Raw genomic sequence first — 23,257 nt, 5'->3', positions numbered from 1 at the left:
CTATGCGTCGCCGACTGCTGCGCCATCACCTCGCCGGCCGGATCGACCCCGAGCCGGCGTTTCGTGCTCTCGCGGCAGGCGACGACGACGTGTTCTGGCTCGACAGCGGCAAGCACGGGGTGCACGTTCTCGGGTCGGGAGAGCGCATCCTGCCGGAGCGCGGTGCCGTGCTCGACACCCTGCGTGCGGAGTTGGAGCGCGAGCCGATCGAGCTCTACCGTGCCTACCCGGGGTTCGACGGATTCCGGCTCGGCGTCGTCGGCTGGGTCGGCTACGAAGTGCGGGAGGAGACCACCGGGGTCGCGGTGACTCGGCGCTCCCGGCATCCTGAGGCGGCCTTCCTGCGCGTCGATCGGGCGCTCGTCATCGACATCGAGAGCGGTCGGGCCGATCTGCTCGCCCTCGGCGACCGGTGGTCGGGCGACCTCGCCGCCTGGCGTGACGACCTCGCCGGGCGGCTGGCCGCCCCGCCCTCGGCGACTCCTGCGCAGCAGAGCACCGCGCCGGTGCGGTGGCGTGACGACGAGGCGACCTACCTGGCGAATGTGCAGGCCTGCCTCGACGCCATCCGCGAGGGCGAGACCTACCAGATCTGCCTCACCACGATGGCCGAGGTCGACGGCGCCTTCGACGACGTCGCCTCCTATCTCGCGCTGCGGGCGGCATCCTCTTCTCATCACGGCGGCTTCCTGCGCATCGCCGGAACCTCGCTGCTCTCGGCCAGCCCCGAGCGGTTTCTCGAGGTCGACGCGGAGGGGCTCGTGCGCACGCGACCGATCAAGGGCACGCGGCCCCGCGCGAGCGTGCAGGTCGCCGACGAGGAGCTCGCCGCCGAACTGGAGGAGAGCGAGAAGGAACGCGCCGAGAACGTCATGATCGTCGACCTGATGCGCAACGACCTGTCGCGCGTGTGCGAGCTCGGCTCGGTCGCGGTGACGAGTCTGCTCGCCGTGGAGAGTTACCCGGCGGTGCACCAACTCGTGTCCGAAGTCGAGGGTCGGCTGCGGTCAGGGCTGACGGCGGTGGATGCCCTCGGCGCGTGTTTTCCCGCAGGGTCGATGACGGGGGCGCCGAAGATCCGGGCGACGCAGATTCTCGATCGCCTCGAGGCCGGGCCGCGCGGCATCTACGCCGGCACCTTCGGGTTCTTCGGGTACGACGGCCAGGCCGACCTCGCGATGGTCATCCGCTCGATCGTGATGGATGCCGCGGGCGCCTCGGTCGGTGCGGGTGGCGGCATCACCACCCTCTCGATCCCCGACGAGGAGTACGCCGAGATGCGCCTCAAGGCCCGGGCCCCCCTCGCGGCCCTGCGGGAACGAGGGGTGGTCCGCGCGGGTTGACTACGCTGGACGGGGCCGTAGGGCCCGAGACGGAACGAAGAGGCAACGCGTGCAGCACGACGACCACGACCCCGAGAACAGCTACGACATCCACCGGATTCAGGCCAAGTGGCTTCCCCGGTGGCAGGAGTCGAAGCTGTTCGAGGTCGCCGGCGTGCCCGACAGCAAGCCGCGCAAGTACATCCTCGACATGTTCCCGTATCCCTCGGGCGATCTGCACATGGGGCACGCCGAGGCATTCGCGTACGGCGACATCGTGGCGCGCTATTGGCGGCAGCAGGGCTTCAACGTGCTGCACCCGATCGGCTGGGACTCCTTCGGCCTGCCCGCCGAGAACGCCGCCATCAAGCGCGGCGTCGACCCGGGCAAATGGACGTACGAGAACATCGCGCAGCAGAAGGCATCCTTCCTCCGCTACGGCGTCAGCTTCGACTGGAGCCGCGAGCTGCACACCTCCGACCCGGAGTACTACCGCTGGAACCAGTGGCTGTTCCTGACCCTCTACGAGAAGGGTCTCGCCTACCGCAAGGACAGCTGGGTCAACTGGGATCCGGTGGACCAGACGGTGCTCGCCAACGAGCAGGTGCTGCCCGACGGCACCTCCGACCGCTCCGGCGCGATGGTCGTGAAGAAGAAGCTCACCCAGTGGTACTTCAAGATCACCGACTACGCCGACCGGCTGCTCGACGACCTGAAGCAGCTCGAAAGCACGTGGCCGAGCAAGGTCATCGCGATGCAGCGCAACTGGATCGGGCGCTCGACCGGAGCCGAGGTCGAGTTCGAGGTCGAAGGCCGCGAGGCGAAGTTGCCCGTCTTCACGACCCGCCCCGACACGCTTTTCGGCGCGACGTTCATGGTGGTCGCCCCTGACTCTGACCTCGCCGCGGAACTCGTCGCCGAGACCTCGCCCGAGGTGCAGAAGGCGTTCGCCGAGTACCTCGAGCAGGCGCAGCGCTCGACCGAGATCGAACGCCAGGATGCCTCGCGCGAGAAGACCGGCGTCTTTCTCGACCGGTGGGCGGTCAACCCGGTCAACGGTGAACGCCTGCCGATCTGGGCGGCCGACTACGTGCTCGCCGACTACGGCCACGGCGCGATCATGGCCGTGCCGGCGCACGACCAGCGCGACCTCGACTTCGCCATCACGTACGACCTGCCGGTGCGGGTCGTCATCGACACGAACGCTCCCGTCACGGGCGCGATCCCCGTCATCACCCCCGAGATGCTCGAAGCCGGAGAGATCCCCGCGCTCGACCCGAAGGGCACCGGCGAGGCGCTGCACGGCGACGGGCGGTTGATCAACTCCGGTCCGCTCGACGGGCTGAGCAAGACCAACGGCCAGTTGAAGATGATCGAGCTGCTCGAGCAGAAGGGCGTCGGCCGCGCGGCCAAGACCTATCGCCTGCGCGACTGGCTCATCTCGCGGCAGCGGTTCTGGGGAACCCCGATCCCGATCCTGCACGCCGAAGACGGCACCCTGCATCCGGTGCCCGAGTCGGAACTGCCCCTCACCCTGCCCTCCACGGAAGGCCTCGACTTGAAACCGAAGGGCACCTCGCCGCTCGGCGGGGCGACCGAGTGGATGCAAGCGACCCTGCCCGACGGACGCCCGGCCCGCCGCGACCCCGACACGATGGACACGTTCGTCGACTCGTCGTGGTACTTCCTCCGCTTCTTCAACCCCACCGACCCCGAGAAGGCCTTCGACCCGGCGGAAGCCGCCAAGTGGGCTCCGGTCGACCAGTACGTCGGCGGTGTCGAGCACGCCATCCTGCACCTGCTCTACGCGCGCTTCATCACCAAGGTGCTGTTCGATCTCGGGTACATCGACTTCACCGAACCGTTCAGTGCCGTGCTCAACCAGGGCATGGTGCTGATGGACGGCTCGAAGATGTCGAAGTCGAAAGGCAACCTGGTCGAGTTCGCGAGCGAACTGGATGCGCACGGCGCCGACGCGCTGCGGCTCACGATGGCGTTCGCCGGCCCGCCGGAAGACGACATCGACTGGGGGGATGTCTCGCCCACGGGTGCGTCGAAGTTCCTGGCACGTGCCTGGCGCATCTCGGGTGAAGTGACGTCGAAGCCGACCGTTGCGTGGAAGGGCGGCGACCGCGCCCTGCGTCGCGCGACCCACCAGGTGCTCGCCGATGCGCCCGGGCTGCTCGAAGCGTTCAAGTTCAACGTCGTCGTCGCGCGGCTCATGGAACTGGTGAACGTCACCCGCAAGACCATCGACGGAGGTCCCGGAGCCGGAGACCCCGCGGTGCGGGAAGCGATCGAGGTCGTCGCCGTCATCGTGTCGCTATTCGCCCCGTTCACGGCGGAAGACATGTGGGAACGGCTCGGCTACACCGACAGCGTCGCGTTCGCCGGATTCCGCAAGGCCGACCCGACGCTGCTCGTCGAAGACCAGGTGACCGCGATCATCCAGGTCGACGGCAAGGTGCGCGACCGGCTCGAAGTCTCGCCGCTCATCGACTCGGCTGAGCTGGAGAAGCTGGCGCGGGCGTCGGAGAACGTGGCGCGGGCGATCGGCGACCGCGAGATCGCGAACGTCATCGTGCGCGCCCCTCGGGTCGTCAACATCGCCACCCGCTGACCGCTGGTTGAGTAGCGCCCGCAGGGCGCGTGCTCTCTCGTTGGTTGAGTAGCGCCCGCAGGGCGCGTGTCGAAACCAAGCCGTCGTCCTTCCGGCTCCCCCTATCCGATCGTTGTCCCCAGCGCGCTCTGGGGTCTCCACGTTGGATCGCGGCTTCGGCCTAGCGTCGCGGGGTGAGCGCGACTTCCGGCCCCGACCCGCGCCGCGCCCGCGTGAGACGGATGGCCGGGGTCGCCCTCACACTCGTACTCGTCGGGCTGGGCATCGCGGCTTTCGTCACGGCGGTGACGCCCCGCGGCACGTCGACCGTCATCGCGCCCGACGTCGACGTGACTTCGGCGCCCGCCGCGGCCGTGATCTACGTGCACATCCTCGGGCAGGTGGTGCGGCCGGGGTTGTACGAGTTGCCCGACGGGGCGCGGGCGGTGGATGCCGTGGCTGCGGCGGGCGGGTTCACTGAGCAGGCGGATGCGGCGGGGCTCAACCTCGCCCGGTTCGTGAGTGACGGGGAGCAGATCGTGGTGCCAGCCGTCGGGGAGGCGGCGCCTACGGCACCCGGAGTCGCGAGCGACGGGCGGGTCAACCTCAACACCGCCGACGCCGCCGCCCTCGACACCCTGCCCGGGGTGGGGCCCGCGACGGCGGCGAAGATCCTCGCCTGGCGCGAGGAGAACGGGCGGTTCGAGTCGGTCGAAGACCTCCTTGACGTCGGCGGCATCGGTGAGGCGAAGCTCGACGCCATCCGCGACCTGGTGACGGTGTGATGCGGATCCCGCCGCGGTTGCGGCTGCTGCCCGCCGCGGTCGCGTGCTGGCTCGCTGGGGGGATCGCGATCGGGGTTCCGGATGCTGCGGCCGCGTCGACGGGAGTCGCGGCGGTGGTAGCGGTTGGGCTCGCGATCGCGGCGTTTCGGGTGCGCCTCCTCGTGCTGCCCGCCGTCGCGGTCGGGGCCGCGACGCTTGTGCTCGGCGCGGTCGCCATCGCCGCGCCGGCCCGCACCCCCACGGAGCTCCTCGAGACGGCGGAGTCGGGGCGGTCGCTCGAGCTCGAGGTGACGGTCGGCGGTCGCGCCGACGAGGGGCGCTTCGCGGGCGTCATCGCCGGCACGTCGGTGCCGGTGCTGGTGTTCGCCGACCCCGGCACGGCATTCCCGATCGGCACGACCGTCGCCCTGCGAGCCGACCTCGAGCCCACCGAACCGGGGGAGGATGTCGCATTCCTACTGTTTCCACGCGGCGACGTCGAAGTCGTGCAGGGGCCGCCACCGCTGCTGGCGTGGGCGCACGACATCCGCTCGGCGTTTCTCGACGCCAGCCGCGGGTTGCCCGAACCGGGCGGCGGGTTGCTGCCGGGACTCGCGATCGGCGACACCTCCCGCGTGCCTGAGCAGCTCGACGCGGCGATGATCACCTCGAGCCTGAGCCACCTGACGGCGGTGTCGGGGGCGAACTGCGCGATCGTGGTCGGGGCCGTTCTCGCGATCGCCGCGCTCCTCGGGGCACCGCTGCCGGTGCGGGTAGGGATCGCGGCGGTCGCGCTGCTCGGATTCGTCGTGCTCGTCACTCCCGAGCCCAGCGTGCTGCGGGCGGCGGTGATGGCGAGTCTCGCGCTCGGTGCCGTCGCCCTGGGTCGCCCGGCGCTCGGGGTTCCCGTGTTGTGCGCCTCCGTCATCCTGTTGCTGATCGCCGACCCGTGGCTATCGCGTTCCTACGGTTTCGCGCTCTCCGCCCTCGCGACCGCCGGGTTGCTGATGCTCGCGGGGCCGCTCGCCGTCGCTCTCAGCCGCGTGCTCCCCGGATGGCTCGCGACGGTGTTGAGTATTCCCCTCGCCGCACAGCTCGCGTGTCAGCCCGTCATCCTGCTGCTCGACCCGTCGCTGGCGCTCTACGGGGTGCCCGCCAACCTGCTCGCCGCCCCGGCAGCCCCGCTGGCGACCGTGATCGGGCTGATCGCGTGTCTGATCGGGCCGCTTGCGCCACCGCTCGGGGTCGCTGTGGCCTGGCTCGGGTGGCTGCCGGCATCCTGGATCGCCGCGGTCGCGACCCTGTTCGCCGGGCTGCCGGGGGCGCGCGGTGCCTGGCCGGGTGGGATCGGCGGCGTGGCGTTGCTCGTCGCAATCGAGGGTGCGGTGCTCGTCGCGGTGCTCGGTGCCGGACGACCGCGCCGCCTCGCCCGGGCGGTGAGCCTGGTCGCACTCGTCGCCTACGTCGCGGCGGCCGTCGGGGGAGCCGTCGTGACCCGCGTCGGCCGCCCCGCCGACTGGCAGTACGCGATGTGCGATGTCGGGCAGGGCGATGCGACGCTCGTGCGCAGCGGGGATGCGGTCGCGTTGATCGACCTCGGTGAAGATCCCGCGCCCTTGCGGGCGTGCCTCGACGACCTCGGGGTGGGCCGGCTCGACCTCGTCGTGCTGACGCACTACGACCTCGACCACGTCGGGGGAGCGGAGGCCGTGTTTGGTCGCGCCGACGTCGTGCTCGCCGGGCCGTCGGATGAGCACGCCGACGAGCCGTTGCTCGCGGCCTTCGCAGCTCAGGGCGCCCGGGTCGAGACGGTCGACCGTGGCGCCCGCGGAACCCTTGGGTCGCTCACCTGGGAGGTGCTCTGGCCGCCGCCACGCAGCTCGACCTCCGGCAACGACGCGAGCGTCGCCCTGCACTGGACCTGCGGCATCCCAGAGCCCTGCCTGAGTGCCATCACGCTCGGCGACCTCGGCGCGGAGGCCCAGGCCCGGATGGCGGGCGCCGTCGATACGGGCCGAGTGGATGTCGTGAAGGTCTCGCACCACGGCTCGGCCGACCAGTCGGAGCGGCTCTATGAGCAGCTCGGCGCGACGGTCGGCCTGATCGGTGTCGGCGCCGACAACGACTACGGCCACCCGGCTCCGACGCTGCTCGACCTGCTGGCAGCAACCGGCACGACGGCGCTGCGCACCGACGTCGACGGCCTCATCCTGCTCGCCCCCGGCGACCGCCCCGGCGAGGTCGACGTCTGGACGGCGCGGTAGCCTGAGTGCGATGGCCACCACCCCTTCCCGCGGCCGCGCCCCGGCGGCTAAGGCGGCGATTCCGCAACTGCCGTGGGACCAGGTGCGCCCCGCCCCGATCGTGCTGGTGAGCGGCACCGAGACGGTGCTTGCCGACCGGGCGATCCGGCTGCTGCGCGACATCCTGCGGGCCGAAGACCCGAGCCTCGAGGTGTCCGACATCGACGCCGGCGGCTACGCGCCCGGCGAGCTGCTGACCCTCGCCAGCCCGAGCCTGTTCGCCGAACCCCGGCTCATCCGGGTCGAGAACGTCGACAAGATGACGGATGCCTTCCTCGACGAGACCCTCGCCTACATCGCTGCGCCCGCCGACGAGACCTACCTCGTGCTGCGTTACCCCAGCGGCACGCGTGGCAAGAAGCTGCTCGACGCGATCCGAGCCGGCACCGGCGGCGGCATCGAAATCGTCTGCGCCGAGCTGAAGCGCGACAGCGACAAACAGGATTTCGTCGCCGCCGAGTTCGCGGCCGCGCGCCGCAAGATCACCGGCCCCGGGCTGCGGGCACTTGTGAGCGCGTTCTCCGACGACCTCGCCGAACTCGCCGCCGCCTGCCAACAGTTGTTGGCCGACACCGGCGACGACGTCACGGAAGAGACGGTCGCCAGATACTACGGCGGCCGGGTCGAAACAACGGCGTTCGCCGTCGCGGATGCCGCGATCGCCGGCCACCACGGCGAGGCGCTCGGTCTGCTGCGACATGCGCTGGCATCCGGTGCCGACCCGGTGCCGATGGTCGCCGCGTTCGCGAGCAAGATCCGCACCATGGCGAAACTCGCCGGCCAACGCGGCTCGTCGAACGACCTCGCCCAGCGCTTCGGGCTCGCCCCGTGGCAGGTCGATCGCGCGAAGCGCGACCTGCAGGGCTGGACGGATGCCGGCCTCGGCCGCGCCATCCAGACCCTCGCCGAGACCGACGCCCAGGTGAAGGGCGGCGGCCGCGACCCCGTCTACGCGCTCGAGGTCATGATCGCCCAGCTCAGCGACCGCTCCCGCCGCTGATGGTCGTCGACATCCGGTCGTTCGAGGCGGCCGACGAAGACGCCGTCGTCGCGCTCTGGGAAGAGTGCGGCCTCGTGCGCCCGTGGAACGACCCGCGACGCGATATCGCCCGAAAGCTGACGGTGCAGCCCGACCTGTTTCTCCTCGCCGTCGAGGGTGACGTGATCGTCGGAGCGGGGATGGCCGGGTTCGACGGGCATCGTGGGTGGGTGAACTACCTCGCGGTGACGCCCGGCCGACGTCAGTCGGGCATCGGCGCCGCGCTCATGCACGCTTTCGAGCAGCGTCTGCTGGCGTTGGGGTGTCCGAAGGTCAACCTGCAGGTGCGGTCGGGCAACGACGACGTGCTCGCGTTCTACGCCCGGCTCGGCTACACCGAGGATGCCGTCGTCTCCCTCGGCAAGCGGCTGATCCCCGACGGCTGAACCGCCGGGTACGACGAAGGCCCCCACCCGGCAGGGTGAGGGCCTTCGCGAAGGTGTTACTTGGCGGCAGCTGCTGCCTTGGCCGGCTTCTCAGCCTTGGCCGGCTTCGCGGCGCCGAGGGCGGCGACGGCCTTGGCGATCGCCGACTTGCGGTTGGCGGCGTTGTTGGCGTGGATGACGCCCTTGCTCGTCGCCTTGTCGAGCTTCTTGGTGGCGACGACCAGGGCGGCCTGCGCCTTGGCGGCATCGCCGGCGGCGACGGCCTCGCGGGTGACGCGCACCGCGGTCTTGACCTCGCTGCGAACTGCCTTGTTGCGCTCTTGCGCCTTCTTGTTGGTACCGATGCGCTTGATCTGCGACTTGATGTTGGCCATGCGTGATGACTGCTTTCGTTGAAGTGGGAAACGGTGTCTACCCGGAGCGACTGCGTTAGCTAACGCCGGGGCGTTTCCGGATCAACCGCGCGGGAGGGCCACGCGGAAACCAAGGGGCTACGTTACCGGATCAGGCGGGCCGGGGCAACGCGGGCGGCGCGCCTGTGGGCGGATCCGGGGGTTCGCCCCACTGCGCGGGCCTCGCGGCGCTCGTAGTTTCGTCTCATGACCACCGAAACCCTCACCCCGTCGATCGAATCGACGTCCGCCACCCCCGCCACCGCCGTCGCCGGCAGTAACACCTACAGTGTCGTCGGCCTCGTGCTGTCGATCCTCTCCATCCCGACCGGCATGGGTCCACTCGCGATCGCCGGCGTCATCCTCGGCTTCATCGGCCGCGGCAAGGAGCCGGCCGCGGTGACGACCGCCAACTGGGCGATCGTCGTCGGCCTGCTGTCGCTGTTCGGCTGGATCATCCTTGCCGTCATCGGCTTCGTGCTGTTCGCCCCGTTCGCCCTCGGCGCCTGGGCCACCGGCTGGTATTGGGGCCTTTGACCTAACCGTTCCAAGAGAGGGGCTCGCGACTGAAAAACGCGGGCCCCTCTTCGGCGAGTGCGTATCGAACGCGCGCCGCCATCTCCTCGCCCATCGGCGGCATCCGCTCGAGCGGGAACCAGGCGACCTCGCTCGCCTCACCGTCCACGGGTTGCGGGTCGCCCCCGATATACCGGCAACGGAAAGTCAGGTCGAGGTACTGGGCCTCATCGCCGTTGTCGTAGCGAATCCGCCGGGTCGCCCAGGTCGAGGTGAGCCGCTGCACCTCGATATGCACGTTCGCCTCTTCGAGCGCCTCGCGTACGAGCGTCACCGCGGGTTCCTCGCCGGGGTCGATGATGCCCGTGATCGGCGTCCACGCTCCGGTGTCGGAACGCCGGATCAACAGGATGCGGTCGCCGTCCACGACGACGGCCGTCGCCCCCGCCAACCAGAGCGGCGCCGTGCCGATCTTCTCGCGGAGGTCTCTGACGAAGTCGGGGATCGGCATCCGTCGATCGTCGCACGGTCGACACGCGTGGGTCTGAGAGAATGACACGTCATGCCCCGCGCCAGCACGCCCCTGCCTCCGGCCGCGACCGACCCGTCGCGCATCCGGAATTTCTGCATCATCGCGCACATCGACCACGGCAAGTCGACGCTCGCCGACCGCATGCTCGGCATCACCGGCATCGTCAGCGACCGCGACATGCGGGCGCAATACCTCGACCGCATGGACATCGAGCGCGAGCGCGGCATCACCATCAAGAGCCAGGCGGTGCGGATGCCGTGGGCCGTCGACGGGACGACTTACGCCCTCAACATGATCGACACCCCCGGGCACGTCGACTTCACCTACGAGGTGTCGCGCTCGCTCGCCGCCTGCGAGGGCGCGATCCTGCTGGTCGACGCCGCGCAGGGGATCGAGGCGCAGACGCTCGCGAACCTGTACCTGGCGCTCGACAACGACCTCGAGATCATCCCGGTGCTCAACAAGATCGACCTGCCCGCGGCTGACCCCGAGAAGTACGCCGACGAGATCGCCGGGCTCATCGGCGGCGACCCGAACGAGGTCATGCGGGTCAGCGGCAAGACCGGCGTCGGCGTCGAGGCCTTGCTCGACCGCGTCGTCGAACGCGTGCCCGCCCCGGTCGGCAACGCCGACGCTCCGGCCCGCGCGGCGATTTTCGACTCCGTCTACGACTCCTACCGCGGCGTCGTCACCTATGTGCGCATGGTCGACGGGTCGCTGAAGCCGCGCGAGCGCATCCAGATGATGTCGACCCGGGCGATCCACGAGATCCTGGAGATCGGCGTCTCAAGCCCTGAGCCCACGCCCAGCAAGGGTCTCGGGGTCGGCGAGGTCGGCTACATCATCACGGGCGTGAAAGACGTGCGGCAGTCGAAGGTCGGCGACACCGTCACGACCGCGTCGAAGCCGGCGACGCAGGCGCTGCCCGGCTACACCGAGCCGCTGCCGATGGTCTTCTCGGGCATCTACCCGATCGACGGCAGCGACTACCCCGACCTGCGCGAAGCCCTCGACAAGCTGAAGCTGTCGGATGCCGCCCTCAACTACGAACCCGAGACCTCCGTCGCGCTGGGGTTCGGTTTCCGCTGCGGCTTCCTCGGACTGCTGCACCTCGAGATCGTCACCGAACGGCTCGAGCGCGAGTTCGGCCTCGACCTCATCACGACCGCTCCGTCGGTGATCTACGAGGTGACCACCGACGACAAGAAGACCGTCACCGTGACCAACCCGTCGGAGTACCCCGACGGCAAGATCGCGAACGTGCGCGAGCCGATCGTGAAGGCATCCATTCTTGCCCCGAAGGACTACGTCGGCACGATCATGGAACTCTGCCAGGGCCGCCGCGGCACCCTCGGCGGCATGGACTACATCGGCACCGATCGCGTCGAGCTGCACTACACGATGCCGCTCGGTGAGATCGTGTTCGACTTCTTCGACCAGTTGAAGAGCCGCACCCAGGGCTACGCGTCGCTCGACTACGAGCCCGCGGGCGACCAGGAAGCCGACCTGGTGAAGGTCGACATCCTGCTGCAGGGCGAACAGGTCGACGCGTTCAGCGCGATCGTGCACAAAGACAAGGCCTACGCGTACGGCGTACTCATGACGGGGCGACTGCGCGAACTCATCCCGCGGCAGCAGTTCGAGGTGCCGATCCAGGCCGCGATCGGTGCCCGCATCATCGCCCGCGAGTCGATCCGGGCGATGCGCAAAGACGTGCTCGCCAAGTGCTACGGCGGCGACATCACCCGCAAGCGCAAACTGCTCGAGAAGCAGAAAGAGGGCAAGAAGCGCATGAAGATGGTCGGCCGCGTCGAAGTCCCTCAGGAAGCGTTCATCGCCGCGCTCTCGGGTGACGTCGAGAAGAAAGACAAGAAGTGACTAGCCTGGCGCGATGACGGGCCACGTTCTCGACCGGCCGGTGTGGCATTCGTTGATCGGAGTGCACACTCACCTCGCGCGGCGCCACGGCTCGGCAGCCCGGTATGACCCGGAGGTGTCGCCGTTCGCGGGCACGGAGGCCGATGGGGATGCCGCCTGGGCCGACCTCCGCACCGTGTTGGGCGGTGGCGGGAGCGCATTCCTGCCCGGATCGCCCTTCCCGGTGCCGGATGATGTGCGGGTGCCGTTCCGCGTGAGCGTCCTCCAAATGGTCGCACCCGAGTGGCGCCCGGAACCCGATCCCGAGGCGATCGAACTCGGGCCGGCCGACGCCGCCGAGATGCACGATCTCGCGAGTCGCACCAAGCCCGGCCCGTTCGACCTGCGCACCCGCGAGCTGGGGCGCTACGTCGGATACCGGGTCGACGGACGGCTGGTCGCGATGGCGGGGGAGCGAATGCACCCGCCGGGCTACACCGAGGTGAGCGCCGTGTGCACCGACCCGGAGTTCCGAGGTCGCGGGTATGCCGTCCGGGCGATGAGCACGATCGGCTCGGCCATCGTCGCGCGCGGCGAGACCCCGTTCCTGCACGTCGCGACCGACAACCCCGCGATCGGCATCTACGAGCGGCTCGGATTTGTCACCCGACTCGAGTACGAGGTCGCGGCGGTCGTCATCCCGGGGTCGTCGCCCGGACCCGTCGACGAGCCCCGGCACCCCTACGCCGAGTAGGCCCTCCCCTGGCGTGGGGGAGAATAGAAGGATGTCCGAAACCCGGGTGACCGCCGATGTGCCGATCTGGCAGCAGGCGGTCACGTATGCGGCGATCGGGGCGACCCAGGATGACGACTTCCTGCGCTACCCGCCGAAGGGGTACCGGGCGATCGAGCGCAAGGTGCGTATCGGGCACGGCGAAGACCGCTGGCATCACGCCTGGACCGAGACGCTGAGCTGGGGCATCAAGATCCGCTCCGGGTTTCGGGTCAAGCGCATCGAGTCGCCCGAAGAGATCGTCGCCAACACCTACGTACCGGTCACCTTCGATGAGGCCACGGGCGAGCCGGTGCAGCCCGCGACGCTGACGACGGATGCCGTGTACGCCGATACCGGCGCCCAGCTCGTGCGCGCGGGCGACAGCGCCATCCTGTTGCTCGGCTGGCGCGCCCTCAGTTTCCGCGAGCCGGTGCGCGTCGTCGCGGTCATCGACGAGCCGACCCGCCGCGGATTCTCCTACGGCACCCTGCCCGGCCATCCGTTGAGCGGCGAGGAGTTGTTCGTCGTCGAGCGGCGCGACGACGATTCGGTGTGGCTGACGATCCGCTCGATCTCGCGCCCGGCCACTCGCGCCTGGTGGGCGCTGCTGCCGCTCGTGCGGCTCGTGCAGGCGATCTTCCTCTCACGCTACGAGCACGCGCTCACTCGCCCACTTCCCTGACCATGCCCTCCGCCCTCCCGATCGCCGACCCGGCACCCGCCGACGGGCTGCTGCCCGCGAGCGTCGCCGACGGTGCGGGGGAGCGCGACTTCGGGGTGTACGTGCACGTGCCGTTCTGCCGGGTGCGCTGCGGGTACTGCGATTTCAACACCTACACGGCATCCGAGATCCGCGGGGTGAAGCAGTCCGACTACGCGGGGCAGGCGATCGCCGAGGTCGCGCTCGCCGCACGGGTGCTTGAGGATGCCGACATCCCTAACCGCCCCGCGGCCACCGTGTTCTTCGGGGGTGGCACCCCGACGCTGCTGCCGGTCGCCGACCTCGCCGCGATGCTCGGCGCCGTGCGCGACACCTGGGGGCTGGCGCCCGGGGCTGAGGTCACTACCGAGGCGAACCCCGACTCCGTCGACGCCGCCTCCCTCGCCGCGCTCGCCGAAGCCGGCTTCACCCGGGTCAGCTTCGGGATGCAGTCGGCCGTGCCGCACGTGCTGGCCACCCTCGAGCGCACCCATGATCCGGCGCGCATTCCGCTCGTGGTGCAGTGGGCGCGGGACGCCGGGCTGCAAGTGAGCCTCGATCTCATCTACGGCACACCGGGGGAGTCGCTGGGAGACTGGGCGGCGTCCCTCGACCTGGCGCTCGCGCAGCATCCCGACCACCTGTCGGCGTACGCGCTCATCGTCGAAGACGGCACCAAGCTCGCCCGGCAGATCGCCCGCGGCGAGGTTGCGACGCCCGACGACGACCTGCAGGCCGACATGTACGAGCTCGCCGACGACACCCTGAGCACGGCCGGATACCGGTGGTACGAGGTCAGCAACTGGGCGACCGGCGACGCGCACCGCAGCCGGCACAACCTCGCCTACTGGACGGGACAGGACTGGTGGGGCATCGGTCCGGGCGCGCACAGCCACGTCGGCGGCGTGCGCTGGTGGAACGTGAAGCACCCCGCGGCGTACGCCGAGCGGCTCGCGGGTGGCTCACCCGCACACGGTCGCGAGACGCTCGACGCCGAAACCCGGCGCGTCGAAGCTGTGCTGTTGCGGTCACGAATCGTTGACGGGCTCCCGGTCGGGATGCTCGACGCACCCGGTCGCACGGGGGTGGCTGGGCTGATCGCCGACGGGCTCGTCGACGGTGCGACCGCCGTGCAGGGTCGCGTGGTGCTCACCCGCCGCGGGCGGTTGCTCGCGGATGCCGTCGTGCGACGGCTTCTGAGCTAGCTCAGCGCACGGCTAGCTCAGCGCACGAACTCGATCGTGAGCGGGTACCGGTAGTACTGCCCGTTACTCGCCGCGACCGCCGCCATGATGCTGAACACGACGGCCAGTACGGCCGCGGCGAGGATCACGAAGAACCCGACGATGAAGAAGCTCGACACGACGCCGACGATGTAGGCGATCAGCAGCGTCAACTGGAAGTTGAGTGCGGTGACGACGTGCGCACGTACGAACGGGCCGCGATCTTTCAGCGCGACGTATCCGATGAGCGGGGCCAGCCAGGCGAAGAAGATCCCGCCGAGGTGCACGAGGATCGACCACGTCTTCTCGTCAGCCGGACTCATCGGCTGCGGCGGAGTCGCGTAGGGGTTGACGGGGGGAGGCGTGGATGCGCTCATAGCGCCATTAAAGCAAGGAGCCGGGCGACCCGCGCCCGGCTCCTTGAATAGAGCGACTACTTGATGAGTCGGATCGACACCGGGTAGCGGTAGCTGCCGCCGCCGTTGACCTTCACACCACCGAGGATCGAGAAGATCACCGTGGCGACCCAGACGACGAAGGCGAGGAAGTAGAACAGGAAGCCGATCAGCACGAACGCGAGGATCGTGCCGAGGATGTACAGCGCGACCTGAACGATCGTGACCGTGATCTGGAAGTTCAGCGCCTCCTTGCCCTCGACGTTGGTCTTCGCGCCGCGGTCCTTGAAGATGAGCCAGATGATGAGCGAGGGCAGGATGCCGAGCACGCCACCGAAGTGGGCGAACGAGGCCCACTGCTTGTCCTCGGCCTCCGTCAGGGGCGGGGCCGGCTGGGGAGCGGCGGGCTGCGGGGCGGGAGTGGTCATGTGAGGATTGCCTTTCAGTGAGCGGAGCCTGCGCGGTTCGCCGGCTTCGGGGAAGAACTGGGGCTAGCGCCTACGTCTTCCTCCTGCGAGGACGGCGCGAAGCACAGTCCACAAGCTAGCGCTTCGCGATTCCGGGATGCAACGGTCGGGTAACGGCGTGTCGCGCTATCATTGGCAGTCGTTCGATACGAGTGCTAACCACGAAGGGGGCTGACCGGATGGTCTCCGAACGCAGCCTTGAGGTGCTGCGCGTGATCGTGCAGGACTACGTCGCCTCGCACGAACCCGTCGGCTCGAAGGCGATCGTGGAACGCCACTCGTTCGGCGTCTCGGCCGCCACGATCCGCAACGACATGGCGCAGCTCGAAGAAGAAGAGCTGATCACCGCCCCGCACACGTCGTCGGGTCGGGTGCCGACCGACAAGGGGTATCGGGTGTTCGTCGACCAGCTCACCGAGCTGCGGCCGCTGACTCCCGCCCAGCGTCAGGCGATCGAATCCTTCCTCGGCGACGCCGTCGACCTCGACGACGTTCTGGCTCGCACCGTGCGGCTGCTGTCGCAGTTCACCAGCCAGGTCGCCCTCGCCCAGTACCCCTCATTCGGCAGCGCGCGCGTGCGGCACATCGAGATGGTCGCGCTCGGGCCCACCCGGCTCATGACGGTGCTCATCACCGACACGGGCCGCGTCGATCAGCGTCTGCTCGACGTCGCGACGCCCATCGACGACGAGGCGCTCGCCGAGGTGCGCGGTCGCGTCAACGCCGAACTCGGCGGACTCGCCCTCGCCGACGCCGCGGCGAAACTCCCCAACCTGCCGGCCGTTCTGCCCCGCGAGCACGCCGATCTCACCGTCGCGGTGCTCGCGAGCCTCGGCGAGCAGGTGGCCGCGAACCGGCAAGACCGTCTCGTGATGGCGGGCGCCGCCAACCTCGCCCGCACCGAACGCGACTTCCGCGGCAGCATCTACCCGGTGCTCGAAGCCCTCGAAGAGCAGGTGACGATGCTCAAGCTGTTCAGCGAGATGGAGATCGAGGTCGACGCGGTTCGCGCCAGCATCGGACATGAACACGAAGCCCCGGGGCTCGGTGAGGCGAGCGTTGTGGCCACGGGGTACACGACGACCGGCGGCGGGCGCGCGCACCTCGGGGTGCTCGGCCCGACCCGCATGGACTATTCGAACAACATGGCAGCGGTGCGTGCGGTGGCTCGTTACCTCACCCGGCTGCTCGGTGAGGACGACCGGTAGAAGTGACCGACCATTACGACGTCCTCGGGGTGGACAAGAGTGCCACCCCCGAGGAGATCAAGAAGGCGTACCGCCGACTGGCCCGCGAGCTGCACCCCGACGTGAACCCGTCGGGTGAGGCGGCCGAGCGGTTCAAACTGGTGACGCACGCCTACGACGTGCTGAGCGACCCCGACCAGCGGGAGCGCTACGACCTCGGACCCCAGGCCGGCTTCGGCGGCGGGGGTGGCTTCGGCTTCGGCGACATCTTCGAGACCTTCTTCGGTGCGGCTCAAAACTCCCGCGGACCGCGATCTCGCCGGGAGCGCGGCCAGGACTCCCTGCTGCGACTCGAGATCGCCCTCGACGAGGTCGTCTTCGGAGTGCACCGCGACCTCGAGGTCGACACCGCGATCACCTGCGAGACCTGTGCCGGATCCTGCTGCGCCCCGGGAACCTCGCCCATCACCTGCGACATCTGCCGCGGCACGGGCCAGATCCAGCGCGCCGTACGGTCGTTGCTGGGCAACGTGATGACGTCGAGCCCGTGCGGCACCTGCCGCGGCTACGGCACCGTCATCCCGAACCCGTGCCCGACCTGTGCCGGCCAGGGCCGCGTACGCGCCAAGCGCACCCTGTCGCTCGACATCCCCGCCGGCGTCGAGACCGGCACGCGGCTGCACCTTCCCGGCCAGGGCGAGGCCGGCCCTGCGGGCGGCCCGAACGGCGACGTCTACCTCGAGGTCAAGGTCAAGCACCACGACGTGTTCAGCCGCAACGGCGACGACCTGCTCGCGACCCTCGAAGTGCAGATGACGGATGCCGTGCTCGGCACCCAGGTGAGCCTCGCGTCGCTCGACGGCGACGTCACGATCGAGATCAAGCCGGGCACCCAGAGCGCCGATGTCGTGACGATCAAGGACCGCGGAATCACCCACCTGCGCGGTCAGGGCCGCGGCGATCTGAAGGTCGGCATCCAAGTGGTCACGCCGGTGCGGCTCAACTCGAAAGAGCAGAAGCTCATGCAGGAGTTCGCCGCCAGTCGCCGCCCCGTGCCCCCTGAGTTCGCGACGTTCCAGCAGGGCCTCTTCGCCAAGCTCCGCGACCGCTTCCTCGGCGTCTGACCCCCCTCTCTCATCCGCGTCATAGAGGGCTCTATGACGTTCAGGAACCCCGCGCGCGGGGTTCCGTCGGGTCGGAACCCCCTCCGCCGCGGGTAGCGTGAGTGGGTGGCATCCCTCTATCTCGCACCGGAGCTGGCGGGGGCGGATGTCGCGGCCGGGTCGGTCGTGCGGGTCACGGGGGACGAGGCGCGGCACGCGATCACCGTCGCGCGGGTGCGCGTTGGGGAGCGGATCTCGGTGTCCGACGGCGACGGACTGCTCGCGACCGGCATCGTGTCGTCGACGGAGGGCGGCGCGGTGACCGTCGAGATCGAGTCGACAGCGTGGCATCCTGCTCCGACCCCCGAACTGTGGCTCGCCCAGGCGCTCGCGAAGGGCGACCGGGACGAGTTGGCGGTGCAGGCGGCGACCGAACTCGGGGTGTCGGGCGTGATCCCGTGGGCGGCCGAGCGGTCGATCTCCCGCTGGGAGGGGGCAAAGGCCGAGAAGGGTCGCGAACGCTGGGCCTCGATCGTGCGCGAGGCGACGAAGCAGTCGATCCGACCGCGGGTTCCCGTCGTCGAGCCGATCGCGACGACCGCGATGCTCGCGAAGCTGCCGGGTCGCATCCTCGTGCTCGAGCCCGATGCGACGGTGCGCCTGACCGAGGTCGATCTCGACGCCGAGCGCATCACACTCGTGGTCGGGCCAGAGGGCGGCATCGCGCCGCGCGAACTCGACGCCCTCAGCGCGGCCGGGGCGACCCTCGTGCGGCTCGGATCCGAGGTGCTGCGCACGTCGACGGCTGGCCCGGCAGCCCTCGCCGTTCTGAACGCGAAGCTGGGCAGGTGGTAGCCGGGGCGCCGACCGGCCCCGTCGAGGTGCCCGAGCTCGTGCGCGCTTTCGCCGGGCGCATCGACGACGTGGCCTGGTCGAACGAGATCGGTGGGCACACCTTCGTCATGGGCGACCGGTTCATCAAGTGGAATCCGCTCGGCAGCGGTGTCGACCTCGATGACGAACGGGCGCGTCTGATCTGGGCACGCACGATCGGGCATCCGGTTCCGGAGGTGCTCGACTTCGGTCGCGACCACGCCGGTCAGGTGCTCGTGACCCGAGCGCTGCCGGGTAGCGGGGCGGTGAGCGCCGGATGGCTCGAGCGGCCGGAAAGCGCGGTGCGAGCGATTGCGCAGGGTCTGCGCGCTCTCCACGACAAGGTCCCGGTCGCCGCGTGCCCGTTCCGCACCCGGTGGATTCCGGCCGATGCACCGCCGCCCGCCGACGGCGCGGTCGTGCTGCACGGCGACGCGTGCGCCCCGAACACGATCATCGGCCTCGACGGCCGGTTCGTCGGGCACGTTGACTTCGGAGCCGTCGGCGTCGGCGACCGCTGGGCCGACCTCGCGATCGCCACCATGAGCCTTGAGTGGAACTACGGCCCCGGATGGCAGGATGCGTTCCTCGCCGCCTACGACATCGAGCCCGACGAGCAGCGCATCCGCTACTACCGGGCGGCCTGGGATGGGTCGGCCTAAGCTGGAAGCCATGTCAGAGCCCAGCGTCTTCGAGCGCATCGTCGCGGGAGACATCCCGTCGACGAAGGTGTTCGAGAACGAGCGCGTGCTCGCGATCCGCGACATCGCGCCGCAGGCGCCGGTGCACCTGCTGGTCTTCCCGAAAACGGGGGAGTACCCGAACGTGACGGCGCTCGCGGACGCAGATCCAGCGCTGCTGGCCGAGATCGTCGGCATCGCGCAGCAGCTCGCCGACGAGCACTGCGGCGGGCAGTACCGGCTCGTCTTCAACACCGGGGCGGATGTCGGCCAGACCGTGTTCCACGTACATGCCCACGTCTTGGGTGGCGGCCTGCCGGAAGGGCGGATGGCGTGACCGATCCCGGCTCTGCTCAACCACAGCGTGCGGAAATCGAGGTCGATGGCGTCGCGATGGTGCGGTTGCTCGGACCGCAAGACCGGCTGCTGTCGACGATCGAGAAGAGCTACCCCGAGGTGACCGTGCTCGTGCGCGGCAACCATGTGACCATCGAAGGCCCCGAGGCCGAGGTGCGGGCAGCCGAGCGGCTCGTGCAGGAACTGGTGGCGATGGTGAAGAACGGCGTCGACCTCGGTGAGACCGACGTGACCGCCGGCGCCCGCATCCTGGAACGCGGCGAGGGCAGCCCGGCCGAGGTGCTGAGCCAGGCGATCCTCACCAGCCGGGGCAAGAGCATCCGGCCCAAGACGCTCGGCCAGAAGGCGTACGTCGACGCGATCGACCACAACACGATCGTGTTCGGCATCGGCCCCGCGGGAACCGGCAAGACCTACCTCGCGATGGCGAAGGCCGTGCAGGCGCTGCAACGCAAGGAGGTGGAGCGCATCATCCTCAGCCGCCCGGCGATCGAAGCGGGGGAGCGCCTCGGCTTCCTGCCCGGCACGCTCAACGACAAGATCGACCCGTACCTGCGGCCGCTCTACGACGCGCTCAACGAGATGATGGACCCCGAGCTCGTGCCGAAGCTGCTCGCCGCCGGTACCGTCGAGGTCGCCCCGCTCGCCTACATGCGCGGCCGCACGCTCAACAACGCGTTCGTCGTGCTCGATGAGGCGCAGAACACGACGCCCGAGCAGATGAAGATGTTCCTCACCCGCCTCGGCTTCGGCACCCGCATGGTCGTCACCGGCGACATCACGCAGGTCGACCTGCCGATCGGCGCTTCGGGTCTGCAGGTGGTGTCGAAGATCCTGAACGAGATGGATGACATCCACTTCGCCCGCCTGACCAGCGAGGATGTCGTGCGCCATTCGCTCGTCGGAAAGATCGTCGACCGCTACACCGCCTACGACGCGCAGCAGCAGGCGCGTCGCTACCAGCGGGAGCAGAGCCAGGGCGACGTGAACCCCGACGGGGCGAACCGCGCCGAGCGCCGCGGTCACGGCCCGCAAGACCGCAAGCAGCCCGGTCCCGAGAAGCCGAGACGCCGCAGGTGAGCATCGAGATCAACAACGAGTCGGGGGTCGAGGTCGACGAGTCGTCGCTGCAGCGGCTGACGACGTTTGCGCTCGATCATCTGCACGTGCATCCGGATGCCGAGCTGGCGATCCTGCTCGTCGACGAGGCGGCGATGGAGCAGTTGCACGTGCAGTGGATGGACGAGCCCGGCCCCACCGATGTGCTGAGTTTCCCGATGGACGAGCTGCGTCCCGGCAGCGAAGACGAGATCACCCCGCCCGGGCTGCTCGGCGACCTGGTGATCTGCCCGCAGGTCGCGATCGCGCAGGCCCAGGATGCCGGCCACAGCCCCGCCGATGAAATGCACCTGCTCACGGCGCACGGCATCCTGCACCTTCTCGGCTTCGACCACGCCGAACCCGACGAGGAGCGCGAGATGTTCGACGTGCAGCGTGAGATCCTCGTGGGCTTCACCCTCGCCGAACGCAAACGGTGACGCCGATGGAGGCGAAGCCGTGGAGATGATCGGTGTCTTCGTCGCGCTCGCGGTGGTGCTCGTCGCCTTCGGCGGTCTGCTCGCCGCCGCCGATGCGGCGCTCGGCACCCTGAGCCGCAACGATCTGGCCGACCTCGCGGCGGGCAGCCGATTCAAGAAGTCGCTGCTCGCGATCTCGACCGACATCGGCGCCCACGTCACCGCGATCAACTTCGTGCGCGTGCTGTCGGAGACGACCGCAGCCGTGCTGGTCACGCTGATGTTCGCCCTCGTGTTGAGCGACTGGTGGTGGGTGCTGCTCGCCTCGGTGATCGTGATGACCGGCGCCACCTTCGTGTTGGTCGGCTCGAGCCCGCGTTCGGTCGGACGCGCCAACGCTCGGCCGATCCTGGCGTTCGCGGCGCCGATCGTGCGGCTCATCCGGGCGTTGCTCGGCCCGCTCGCCACCGGCCTCATCGCACTCGGCAACCGCGTCACCCCCGGCCGCCCGCCGGTGATCACCTTCTCGAGCGAACAACAGCTGCTGAGCATGGTGGATGAGGCCGCCGAGGCCGACGTTCTGGAAGAGGACGACCGCGAACTCATCCACTCGATCTTCGAGTGGGGCGACACGGTCGTGCGCGAGGTGATGGTGCCGCGCACCGATATGGAGACGATCGACGACGACGCGACGCTCGCCTTCGCGATGACCGAGTTCCTGCGCACCGGACACTCGCGCATCCCGGTCATCGGCAAAGACGCCGACGAGGTGTTCGGCGTGCTCTACCTGCGCGACGTCGCCCGGCTCAGTTTCGAGCAGCCCCTTGACGCCGCCTCGGTGTCGGCCCGCGACCTCGCGCGCCCGGCGGAGTTCGTGCCGGAGTCGAAGATGGCCGACGACACCCTGCGGCAGATGCAGGTGAAGAGCATCCATCTCGCCCTCGTCGTCGACGAGTACGGCGGCATCGCGGGGCTCGTCACCCTCGAAGACCTCATCGAAGAGCTCGTGGGCGACATCTCGGATGAGTACGACCGCGAGACGCCCGACGCGACGCATCTGGGCGGCGGGGTCTACCGGGTGAGCGCTCGGTTGCCGCTCGACGAACTCGGCGACCTGTTCGGTCTCGACATCGAAGACGACGACGTCGACTCGGCGGGTGGGCTTCTCACGAAGACGCTCGGCCGGCTGCCGCAGACGGGCTCGACGGTCGAGGTCTCGGGGTTGAAACTACGAGCGGAACGCGTCGAAGGGCGCCGGAAGCTGTTGCGCACGATCATCGTCGAAGCCGACCAGGCCCTGCTCGACGCGAAGGCAGCCTTCGGGGATGACGAGGCCGTCGGTTGAGTAGCCCGAAGGGTGAGTCGGAACCCACCCCTCCCCACCGCGCCGGATTCGTCTCGTTCGTCGGTCGCCCCAACGTCGGCAAGTCGACGCTCACCAACGCGCTCGTCGGCGAGAAGGTGGCGATCACCTCGTCGAAGCCGCAGACCACGCGTCGCGCGATCCGCGGCATCGTGCACGTCGCCGACGGTCAGCTGATCATCGTCGACACCCCCGGCATCCATCGCCCCCGCACGCTGCTCGGCCAGCGCCTCAACGACGTCGTCACCGCGACCCTGGGCGACGTCGACGTGATCGGCATGTGCTTCCCGGCGAACGAGCGCATCGGCCCCGGCGACCGGTTCATCAACGAGTCGCTGAACGACTTCCCGCGGGCGAAGAAGGTCGCCATCGTCACCAAGATCGACGCGACTTCGCGGCCGGCCGTCGCGCAGCAGTTGCTCGCGGTTTCGGAGCTGCGGGAGTGGGAGGCGATCGTTCCCGTATCGGCGACCAGTCGCATCCAGCTCGATGTGCTGCTGCGCGAGTTGGTGGCGCTGCTCCCCGAGTCGCCGTCGCTCTACCCCGACGAGCAGCGCACCGACGAGACCCTCGAGGCGCGCATCTCGGAGCTGATCCGCGAGGCGGCTCTCGAAGGCGTCTCCGACGAGTTGCCGCACTCGCTCGCCGTGACGATCGACGACATGGTCGAACGCGACGACAAGGATCTCGTCGAGATCTACGCCAACCTCTGGGTCGAACGCGACAGCCAGAAGGGCATCGTGATCGGCCACGGCGGCGAACGGCTTCAGGATGTCGGTGCCCGCGCGCGCGCGGAGATCGAACCGCTCGTCGGCAAGCAGGTGTTCCTGTCGCTGCGCGTCAAGGTCGCCCGGGAGTGGCAGCGCGACCCCAAACAGCTCGGCCGCCTCGGGTTCTGACGTCGGGC

At 69.4% G+C, this 23,257-nt stretch carries 24 protein-coding genes; 20 read left to right on the top strand and 4 right to left on the bottom strand.

Translation table 11 applies throughout. The annotated features are described in order from the left end of the window. Nucleotides 1-2: 2 nt before the first annotated feature. From WBL06_RS07545 to WBL06_RS07520, 6 genes are all read left to right on the top strand, one after another. A complete protein-coding gene (locus WBL06_RS07545) occupies nt 3-1,343 on the top strand; it encodes an anthranilate synthase component I family protein (protein ID WP_424455370.1) in 1,341 nt (446 codons plus the stop codon). A 49-nt stretch (nt 1,344-1,392) separates the two neighbouring features. Then, nucleotides 1,393-3,942, top strand: a complete 2,550-nt coding sequence (gene leuS / locus WBL06_RS07540) for a leucine--tRNA ligase (RefSeq protein WP_424455369.1) — start codon at nt 1,393-1,395, stop codon at nt 3,940-3,942. A gap of 173 nt (nt 3,943-4,115) precedes the next feature. Then, complete coding sequence (locus WBL06_RS07535; protein ID WP_424455368.1) at nt 4,116-4,706, top strand: ComEA family DNA-binding protein; 591 nt, start codon at nt 4,116-4,118, stop codon at nt 4,704-4,706. Beyond that, nucleotides 4,706-6,949 (top strand): ComEC/Rec2 family competence protein, encoded by a 2,244-nt coding sequence (locus tag WBL06_RS07530; RefSeq protein WP_424455367.1) that lies wholly within the window; start codon nt 4,706-4,708, stop codon nt 6,947-6,949. Before WBL06_RS07535 ends, WBL06_RS07530 begins: the two co-directional genes overlap by 1 nt. Nucleotides 6,950-6,959: 10 nt before the next feature. Then, the gene (gene holA, locus WBL06_RS07525) at nt 6,960-7,988 is read left to right on the top strand and encodes a DNA polymerase III subunit delta (RefSeq protein ID WP_424455366.1); all 1,029 of its coding nucleotides are present in this window, start codon (nt 6,960-6,962) and stop codon (nt 7,986-7,988) included. Next, nucleotides 7,988-8,413 carry a GNAT family acetyltransferase gene (locus WBL06_RS07520; RefSeq protein WP_424455365.1) on the top strand — a complete coding sequence of 142 codons (426 nt, stop codon included), beginning with the start codon at nt 7,988-7,990 and terminating at the stop codon, nt 8,411-8,413. Before holA ends, WBL06_RS07520 begins: the two co-directional genes overlap by 1 nt. Before the next feature lie 56 nt (nt 8,414-8,469). On the opposite strand, the gene rpsT is transcribed toward WBL06_RS07520, so the two are convergent. Further along, nucleotides 8,470-8,787, bottom strand: coding sequence for a 30S ribosomal protein S20 (gene rpsT, locus WBL06_RS07515; RefSeq protein ID WP_424455364.1), 318 nt, complete (start codon nt 8,785-8,787; stop codon nt 8,470-8,472). Nucleotides 8,788-9,012: 225 nt separating this feature from the next. Here rpsT and WBL06_RS07510 point away from each other — a divergent pair, with 225 nt between their 5' ends. Beyond that, complete coding sequence (locus WBL06_RS07510; protein WP_424455363.1) at nt 9,013-9,342, top strand: hypothetical protein; 330 nt, start codon at nt 9,013-9,015, stop codon at nt 9,340-9,342. Nucleotide 9,343: 1 nt separating this feature from the next. Here WBL06_RS07510 and WBL06_RS07505 read toward each other — a convergent pair whose 3' ends face one another. Continuing rightward, nucleotides 9,344-9,832 (bottom strand): NUDIX hydrolase, encoded by a 489-nt coding sequence (locus tag WBL06_RS07505; RefSeq protein WP_424455362.1) that lies wholly within the window; start codon nt 9,830-9,832, stop codon nt 9,344-9,346. 51 nt (nt 9,833-9,883) lie between these two features. Between WBL06_RS07505 and lepA the strand changes: the two genes are divergently transcribed. From lepA to hemW, 4 genes are read left to right on the top strand one after another with little or no spacing between them, the layout of a single operon-like run. Next, nucleotides 9,884-11,731: a translation elongation factor 4 gene (gene lepA / locus WBL06_RS07500; RefSeq protein ID WP_424455361.1), complete on the top strand. Its 1,848-nt coding sequence runs from the start codon at nt 9,884-9,886 to the stop codon at nt 11,729-11,731. 13 nt (nt 11,732-11,744) lie between these two features. Then, nucleotides 11,745-12,464: a GNAT family N-acetyltransferase gene (locus WBL06_RS07495; RefSeq protein ID WP_424455360.1), complete on the top strand. Its 720-nt coding sequence runs from the start codon at nt 11,745-11,747 to the stop codon at nt 12,462-12,464. 31 nt (nt 12,465-12,495) lie between these two features. Further along, nucleotides 12,496-13,167: a DUF1990 family protein gene (locus tag WBL06_RS07490; RefSeq protein ID WP_424455359.1), complete on the top strand. Its 672-nt coding sequence runs from the start codon at nt 12,496-12,498 to the stop codon at nt 13,165-13,167. A 2-nt stretch (nt 13,168-13,169) separates the two neighbouring features. Beyond that, on the top strand, nt 13,170-14,390 hold the full coding sequence (gene hemW, locus WBL06_RS07485; protein ID WP_424455358.1) for a radical SAM family heme chaperone HemW: 1,221 nt from the start codon (nt 13,170-13,172) through the stop codon (nt 14,388-14,390). Nucleotides 14,391-14,407: 17 nt separating this feature from the next. Here the strand turns inward: hemW and WBL06_RS07480 are convergent, their stop codons facing one another. Both WBL06_RS07480 and WBL06_RS07475 read right to left on the bottom strand, forming a co-directional pair. Then, a complete protein-coding gene (locus WBL06_RS07480; protein ID WP_424455357.1) occupies nt 14,408-14,785 on the bottom strand; it encodes a DUF4870 domain-containing protein in 378 nt (125 codons plus the stop codon). Nucleotides 14,786-14,841: 56 nt separating this feature from the next. Further along, the gene (locus WBL06_RS07475; RefSeq protein WP_424455356.1) at nt 14,842-15,231 is read right to left on the bottom strand and encodes a DUF4870 domain-containing protein; all 390 of its coding nucleotides are present in this window, start codon (nt 15,229-15,231) and stop codon (nt 14,842-14,844) included. Nucleotides 15,232-15,449: 218 nt separating this feature from the next. Here WBL06_RS07475 and hrcA point away from each other — a divergent pair, with 218 nt between their 5' ends. The 9 genes from hrcA (at nt 15,450) to era (ending at nt 23,249) form a co-directional block, all read left to right on the top strand. Then, complete coding sequence (hrcA, locus tag WBL06_RS07470) at nt 15,450-16,478, top strand: heat-inducible transcriptional repressor HrcA (protein ID WP_424455355.1); 1,029 nt, start codon at nt 15,450-15,452, stop codon at nt 16,476-16,478. A gap of 2 nt (nt 16,479-16,480) precedes the next feature. Then, the gene (gene dnaJ / locus WBL06_RS07465; protein ID WP_424455354.1) at nt 16,481-17,581 is read left to right on the top strand and encodes a molecular chaperone DnaJ; all 1,101 of its coding nucleotides are present in this window, start codon (nt 16,481-16,483) and stop codon (nt 17,579-17,581) included. Between the two features lie 105 nt (nt 17,582-17,686). Continuing rightward, nucleotides 17,687-18,415 (top strand): 16S rRNA (uracil(1498)-N(3))-methyltransferase, encoded by a 729-nt coding sequence (locus tag WBL06_RS07460; protein WP_424455353.1) that lies wholly within the window; start codon nt 17,687-17,689, stop codon nt 18,413-18,415. Continuing rightward, nucleotides 18,409-19,095: a phosphotransferase gene (locus WBL06_RS07455; protein WP_424455352.1), complete on the top strand. Its 687-nt coding sequence runs from the start codon at nt 18,409-18,411 to the stop codon at nt 19,093-19,095. Before WBL06_RS07460 ends, WBL06_RS07455 begins: the two co-directional genes overlap by 7 nt. 10 nt (nt 19,096-19,105) lie before the next feature. Beyond that, nucleotides 19,106-19,450 carry a histidine triad nucleotide-binding protein gene (locus WBL06_RS07450; RefSeq protein ID WP_424455351.1) on the top strand — a complete coding sequence of 115 codons (345 nt, stop codon included), beginning with the start codon at nt 19,106-19,108 and terminating at the stop codon, nt 19,448-19,450. A gap of 56 nt (nt 19,451-19,506) precedes the next feature. Further along, nucleotides 19,507-20,550 (top strand): PhoH family protein, encoded by a 1,044-nt coding sequence (locus WBL06_RS07445; RefSeq protein ID WP_424455388.1) that lies wholly within the window; start codon nt 19,507-19,509, stop codon nt 20,548-20,550. Continuing rightward, nucleotides 20,547-21,008, top strand: coding sequence for an rRNA maturation RNase YbeY (ybeY, locus tag WBL06_RS07440; RefSeq protein WP_424455350.1), 462 nt, complete (start codon nt 20,547-20,549; stop codon nt 21,006-21,008). Before WBL06_RS07445 ends, ybeY begins: the two co-directional genes overlap by 4 nt. Before the next feature lie 25 nt (nt 21,009-21,033). Continuing rightward, nucleotides 21,034-22,332, top strand: a complete 1,299-nt coding sequence (locus WBL06_RS07435; protein WP_424455387.1) for a hemolysin family protein — start codon at nt 21,034-21,036, stop codon at nt 22,330-22,332. After that, on the top strand, nt 22,329-23,249 hold the full coding sequence (era, locus tag WBL06_RS07430; RefSeq protein ID WP_424455349.1) for a GTPase Era: 921 nt from the start codon (nt 22,329-22,331) through the stop codon (nt 23,247-23,249). The genes WBL06_RS07435 and era overlap by 4 nt, the downstream gene beginning before the upstream one ends. Nucleotides 23,250-23,257: the final 8 nt, after the last annotated feature.

Origin of the sequence: Pseudolysinimonas sp., from assembly GCF_049651805.1 — a bacterium.
GTDB lineage: Bacteria > Actinomycetota > Actinomycetes > Actinomycetales > Microbacteriaceae > Pseudolysinimonas_A.
This window is presented reverse-complemented; position numbering and strand designations above follow the sequence as displayed.

Excerpts from the sequence above, each read along its gene's own strand:
- hemW (WP_424455358.1), top strand. The coding sequence starts at position 13,170 with ATGCCCTCCGCCCTCCCGATCGCCGACCCGGCACCCGCCGACGGGCTG.
- WBL06_RS07545 (WP_424455370.1), top strand. The coding sequence starts at position 3 with ATGCGTCGCCGACTGCTGCGCCATCACCTCGCCGGCCGGATCGACCCC.
- WBL06_RS07450 (WP_424455351.1), top strand. The coding sequence starts at position 19,106 with ATGTCAGAGCCCAGCGTCTTCGAGCGCATCGTCGCGGGAGACATCCCG.
- lepA (WP_424455361.1), top strand. The coding sequence starts at position 9,884 with ATGCCCCGCGCCAGCACGCCCCTGCCTCCGGCCGCGACCGACCCGTCG.
- WBL06_RS07490 (WP_424455359.1), top strand. The coding sequence starts at position 12,496 with ATGTCCGAAACCCGGGTGACCGCCGATGTGCCGATCTGGCAGCAGGCG.
- WBL06_RS07495 (WP_424455360.1), top strand. The coding sequence starts at position 11,745 with ATGACGGGCCACGTTCTCGACCGGCCGGTGTGGCATTCGTTGATCGGA.
- rpsT (WP_424455364.1), bottom strand. The coding sequence starts at position 8,787 with ATGGCCAACATCAAGTCGCAGATCAAGCGCATCGGTACCAACAAGAAG.
- WBL06_RS07505 (WP_424455362.1), bottom strand. The coding sequence starts at position 9,832 with ATGCCGATCCCCGACTTCGTCAGAGACCTCCGCGAGAAGATCGGCACG.
- WBL06_RS07475 (WP_424455356.1), bottom strand. The coding sequence starts at position 15,231 with ATGACCACTCCCGCCCCGCAGCCCGCCGCTCCCCAGCCGGCCCCGCCC.
- WBL06_RS07480 (WP_424455357.1), bottom strand. The coding sequence starts at position 14,785 with ATGAGCGCATCCACGCCTCCCCCCGTCAACCCCTACGCGACTCCGCCG.
- WBL06_RS07530 (WP_424455367.1), top strand. The coding sequence starts at position 4,706 with ATGCGGATCCCGCCGCGGTTGCGGCTGCTGCCCGCCGCGGTCGCGTGC.
- holA (WP_424455366.1), top strand. The coding sequence starts at position 6,960 with ATGGCCACCACCCCTTCCCGCGGCCGCGCCCCGGCGGCTAAGGCGGCG.
- WBL06_RS07435 (WP_424455387.1), top strand. The coding sequence starts at position 21,034 with ATGATCGGTGTCTTCGTCGCGCTCGCGGTGGTGCTCGTCGCCTTCGGC.
- WBL06_RS07510 (WP_424455363.1), top strand. The coding sequence starts at position 9,013 with ATGACCACCGAAACCCTCACCCCGTCGATCGAATCGACGTCCGCCACC.
- WBL06_RS07445 (WP_424455388.1), top strand. The coding sequence starts at position 19,507 with ATGGTGCGGTTGCTCGGACCGCAAGACCGGCTGCTGTCGACGATCGAG.
- WBL06_RS07520 (WP_424455365.1), top strand. The coding sequence starts at position 7,988 with ATGGTCGTCGACATCCGGTCGTTCGAGGCGGCCGACGAAGACGCCGTC.
- hrcA (WP_424455355.1), top strand. The coding sequence starts at position 15,450 with ATGGTCTCCGAACGCAGCCTTGAGGTGCTGCGCGTGATCGTGCAGGAC.